The 2,186-nt window shown below is 56.9% G+C and carries 2 protein-coding genes and 2 pseudogenes; all 4 read left to right on the top strand.

Going from position 1 to position 2,186, the window contains the following annotated elements:
* Positions 1 to 139: 139 nt before the first annotated feature.
* Complete coding sequence (locus AB3X89_RS39475; RefSeq protein WP_368587972.1) at positions 140 to 397, top strand: hypothetical protein; 258 nt, start codon at positions 140 to 142, stop codon at positions 395 to 397.
* Between the two features lie 70 nt (positions 398 to 467).
* Positions 468 to 728, top strand: coding sequence for a hypothetical protein (locus AB3X89_RS39480; protein ID WP_368587973.1), 261 nt, complete (start codon positions 468 to 470; stop codon positions 726 to 728).
* 131 nt (positions 729 to 859) lie between these two features.
* Positions 860 to 997 (top strand): annotated as a pseudogene (locus AB3X89_RS39485) (IS5/IS1182 family transposase); the annotation flags it as partial.
* Positions 998 to 1,003: 6 nt separating this feature from the next.
* Positions 1,004 to 1,120: pseudogene (locus tag AB3X89_RS39490) on the top strand (transposase); the annotation flags it as partial.
* Positions 1,121 to 2,186 lie beyond the last annotated feature (1,066 nt).

Raw genomic sequence — 2,186 nt, forward strand, 5'->3', positions numbered from 1 at the left:
CACGATACAGGGTGCGGGTGACAAGAAGGACGTAATGAAGGTGCTCCTTGCGGCAGATCAAGGAGCTGCGGTGTCAATAGCGCCTGTCAAAACGGTTAAGGTGTGCGATTAGAATGGTTGGACGTGTAAGGAGCAACTGATGACATTGCTGAAAGACCGTGTAGCCGCGACGGCGCAAAAGCTGAACACCCTGAAAGAGGCACGAAAAGCTTCCGACAAGGCGCGCCGCAAGGCATACAAGGAGAGCAAAGCCGACCAGGCACGAAAGCTCGCGCTCGTGGGTGAGGCCGTCTTGCGGCGAGTTGAGCGCGGAGAAATGGACGCAGCCGACTTTCGGCAAATGATGGATGAGGCTCTCACACGGCCGGCAGACCGGGCATTGTTCGACCTCGACTGAACGCGCCGTCCGATTCGGACGGTGAGCTTTTGCTGGTATCGCCGGTGAGTCTTTTCAGGAGCCTGGTCCGATGACACCCCCCCACAATGGCGCGCACGGCGCCGTCCATCTGCTGACTGACAGCGACGCGCTGACCGCGAGCGTGCGGCGCACGGTGCGACTCGAAGCTGCGCCCGACGGCAAAAGCCTGGTCCTGATCGACGTCGACCAGCGCAAACCCGGGACTCAGCGCGAGGTGCGCTATGAGATCACGCCGGCCGAGCTGATTGCCGCGATCCGTGCGCACGGCGCCGAGCTGCCCAGCGAGAGTCATGGCGAAACTGGCAAGTGAAAGCGATCAAATGGGCGTTGGTGCATAGATAGGTCGATGAAACATCGGGGTAAGAAGATGACGTTCCCGTTCTCTCTGAATAGACGCATGCGCATAAGCACAACGCCGCTCGTCGGCACCACATCCCGAAGATGGCGCCTCGTGTGACGAGCTGGCCGGAGTATCAAGCGGGCCTGCGCAGCCGTGGGAGCCGACGTTGTGAATCACACCCGAGGCGCTCGCCCAGTGGCAAGCCGCGCTATTCGGATCTGGCGATCGAAACGGCATTGATGCGTGTCGTTGAAGGGATCAACAACACGATCAAGGTCATCAAGCGCCGGGCTTACGGGTACCGTGACGAGGAGTACTTCTTCCTCAAAATCCGCGTCGCGTTCCCCGATAATCCTCGATGAACGTTTTTTTGACCTGACTCAGATCCGAACCGGCAACGGATTTCTGTGCCGGCGTGCTCTCCTTGTTCCCTTGTTCGACAGCTGCTTGCCAGTGACGCGCCTTTCTTACCCCGGAGCCATAACCAACTCCCGTAGATGGTTGTCTGTGCACTGCTCAGGTAATGTAGGATGATTTAAACGGCTTCCGCGACTGGCGTTCGCCCGCCACCTCCACGCCGCGCTCAGCGAAGCTTTTTCGCCGCACACGAATATGCGTGAAATCTGGAAGGGTGCAACGGACAGAACGGTCGGCGAGGTCACGGGCGGGCAAGTCATCGACAGCTGATCGCGACCGAGTTTCGATGCCGTACGGTGCAACAGTTCCCGGGTGTACCAGTCTCGTCAGCATCGTGCTGACTATTCCGTATTTAAAATCTGATTTTGCAGAAAGCATTGAAAATCATTTTTCTTTTCGTTGATGCGACTATGTTTGATGCACGCTAACGCATATCAAGTAAACCTCGTTGCACCTGCAGTCCCTCAATATCATTGACCATACAATATCAAACTCCATCATAAAGATTGGGGGTTTTATGGCAATGCGTATTGAGGTTTTCTGCATCAGCAAGACAAATAAGGAGAGTAGGCACGAGGCCATTTCGCATATCGGCGGAAAGAATGCCGACGGGAGTCGGTGGAAGATCAGCGAGAAAGACGCGATTAAGGGGGATTGAGACGGGTAAGTGGAATTTCTATTGCCGGAGATGGCCAGACTGCTGATGTGCCCGTCTGGCAAACCCCGCAAGGCCACAAATTCCTCAGGACCGGGCGCGAGTTGACCACTGCGGACGATCTTCTCAGCCTGCCCGAGTGCCCAATAAATGCCTCTCCTTGTTTCTAATTGCGGGAGTTTCCCGTATCGGTCAGCGCCGCGCCGTCTAGATGCTATGTGGGAGGGCCGCGGAAGTAAGCCCGACTGGAGTAAAACGGAGCTTGCACGCTCGTTTTCTCCGAAGGAGCACGCAAATCGATGCGCCCGACACAGCCCTCCGTGGGCAGAATACGACGGCAGGTGGCCGCCTGTACA

The sequence above is a fragment of the Paraburkholderia sp. BR14320 genome, assembly GCF_040948665.1.
Classification (GTDB): domain Bacteria; phylum Pseudomonadota; class Gammaproteobacteria; order Burkholderiales; family Burkholderiaceae; genus Paraburkholderia; species Paraburkholderia youngii.